The organism is Rhodococcus aetherivorans (genome assembly GCF_011058165.1).
GTDB lineage: Bacteria > Actinomycetota > Actinomycetes > Mycobacteriales > Mycobacteriaceae > Rhodococcus > Rhodococcus aetherivorans.
In genome coordinates, this window is sequence record NZ_JAALEG010000185.1 from 1 (window position 1) to 2,471 (window position 2,471).

Consider the following 2,471-nt stretch of genomic DNA (forward strand, 5'->3'; position numbering starts at 1 on the left):
CGCCACCCACGGCCCTACCGGACCCGCCGACCACCGAGCAAGGGAAAACCCGCCCTTGCCCGGCAGTCACCGCGCCCGGTTCACCAGGGCGCACCGACCGACCGAGGTACCCGCTCCACCACCGCCATCGAACCACCCGTTACACCCGAAAAACCGCAGGTCAGACCCATAAAACGTGTGACCGGCATCACCAGAAAAGCACCGGAAAAGCACCAATGAAACATCGAAAAATCATCAAAACAGATGTAAACTAGAGGCATGGACAAGGAAGAGATCACCGCGAAGCTCCACAACCTCGGCCGCGACATCGATGCCCTGCTCGAGAACATCTCGACCGGCAAGGACATCTCCGTAGTCCTGGCCGAGTCCCGCGACACCAAGGCCGCCGCCCGTGCCGCAGGCATGACCGAGGACGAAATCAGCGCCGCAATCGAATCCGGCCTCAGCTGACCGACCACCCCGGAAGGAAAGACGCGATGACCACTCCCGCCCCCGTCCAGACACTCGAGCTTCCCGACCAGTGGTGCGACTACAACGGCTGCACCACCGAAGCCACCCACACCGACGGCGAGTGGGTCATGTGCCCCCACCACGAGGAACGCGCCTACCGGACCACCACCTACTGGCGGCCGATCCTCCGCTGGACCACCCGCCCCGGTCCCCACTGGCCGGTCTTCATCGCCGAGTACTGATCCACACTCCGCGCCGGTGGGGAGTCACCGCGACTCCCCACCGGCGCGCACTACCGACCCGAACAGGAAACGCGCACATGCTCACCATCACGCACACCCCCACAGCAGGCACGATCATCGACGGCACCAGCAAAGGCGACGGCACCGCCCCGATCCTCAAAACCGCAGGTTGGAAATGGGGACGCAGCATCACCGCCTGGTACATCCCGCACAGCCGCGACCGCGCCCCCCACCTCGCCCGCATCGAACACACCGCCGCCGCCCTGCGCGCCGCCGGATACGACGTCGAAACCGACATCGACACCACCCTCCGCGACGGCACCGACGCCCACCACGACCGCAACGAGCGTCTGACCGACCGCGCCGCCGCCCTCGCAGCCAAGGCCGAACGCAAGGCCACCGCCGCCGACGCCGCCCACGCACGCCACCACCACGCCTGTGCCGCACTGCCCGAAGGCGGAGAACCCATCAAAGTGGGACATCACAGCGAACGACGCCACCGCCGCGCCCTCGACCGCGCCCACACCACCGCCCGCGCCGCGATCGAAGCCGACGACGCCGCCCGCTCAGCCGCCGAATCCGCCCGCATCGCCGCCCGCAGCACCGATCACCGCTACACCCCCGCAGTGATCCACCGCCGCATCGAACGACAGAGCGCCGAACTACGCAGCATCGAACGCCACCTCACCAAGTACCGCGCTGCCGGACACACCGCCGAGACCAGCAACCACATACACCAGCTCGAACTCAACAAAGCCGAACTCGAGCGCGACATCGAATACTGGACCGCAGTACGCGCCGAACAGGACGCCACCGACGGCCCCAAGCTCTACAGCCGCGCCGACCTACGCCCCGGATGCTTCGTCAACTGCTCCGGCACCTGGCACAAGGTGATCCGAGTCAACGCAAAGTCGGTCACCGTCGCCACCGCCTACAGCTGGACCGACCGACTGCCCTACGACAAGATCACCGACGCCCGCGCCGAGGACGCCCACACCCCCATCCGCCCAGGTCAGTAACCCACAATCCGGCGGCCGCGACCCCCTCGCGGCCGCCGGTCCCCACTCGCCGCGAGGACGCCATGACCGCCGAATCCCTGTTCGCCGAGTGCATCATCCCCGGATGCACACAGCCCGTCACCGACGAACTCACCCCCTGCCAGACCTGCCGCACGATCTTCGGACCCATGCTGCAAGAAGCCGACCGACCCCCGAGCTACACCGCCGCCGACCTCGCAGAACGAGACGCAGGCACCGCCGCCGCCTACCGCATGATGCGCGCACTACCCACCGCGGCCCAGCGCAACGACCTGGACACCGAGCGAGAACGCCGCACAGCCGAACATGAGAAAGCCGCAGCACAGGAGCGCGGCGAAGCCGAAAAAGCGAACCAGACCTGCTGGCTCTGCGAAGAACGACGAACCTGCCTTCTCCGTCCCCAAGGGTGGGAATGCCGACAGTGCTGCGAGATCCGCTGACACACGGCCCGAGCCGGACGCCCCTCACGGCCCCGGCTCGGGCCGCCGCCATATCCGCCACACCCCTACGGTCTGCCGCCACCGCGAGGCCGGCCGAAAACCGAACCCGAAGGAGCGGCTGCGCCGCACAGACCCCACCGCCGACCACGAGCCGACGCGAATCCCAGCGGCCCCCTGTGCACGAGCCCCACCGATAGTGTTGGATGTTGGCTAGCGTCACGCACCAGCCGACAGGACTGGAAACCCCGCGAACGCAACCAGATTCAACTCGTGTCTCTTATTCACGGGTCCGAGCCGACGAG

General features: G+C 67.3%; 4 protein-coding genes. All 4 read left to right on the forward strand.

Translation table 11 applies throughout. From position 1 onward, the window contains the following. The first annotated feature begins 258 nt into the window (after positions 1-258). The 4 genes from G6039_RS30030 (at position 259) to G6039_RS30045 (ending at position 2,169) form a co-directional block, all read left to right on the forward strand. On the forward strand, positions 259-450 hold the full coding sequence (locus G6039_RS30030; protein ID WP_006947253.1) for a hypothetical protein: 192 nt from the start codon (positions 259-261) through the stop codon (positions 448-450). Positions 451-476: 26 nt separating this feature from the next. Then, on the forward strand, positions 477-692 hold the full coding sequence (locus G6039_RS30035; protein ID WP_029547350.1) for a hypothetical protein: 216 nt from the start codon (positions 477-479) through the stop codon (positions 690-692). Positions 693-769: 77 nt separating this feature from the next. Further along, positions 770-1,711, forward strand: coding sequence for a DUF3560 domain-containing protein (locus G6039_RS30040; protein WP_043797410.1), 942 nt, complete (start codon positions 770-772; stop codon positions 1,709-1,711). A gap of 62 nt (positions 1,712-1,773) precedes the next feature. Beyond that, positions 1,774-2,169 (forward strand): hypothetical protein, encoded by a 396-nt coding sequence (locus tag G6039_RS30045; RefSeq protein WP_043797409.1) that lies wholly within the window; start codon positions 1,774-1,776, stop codon positions 2,167-2,169. The last annotated feature ends 302 nt before the right edge of the window (positions 2,170-2,471 follow it).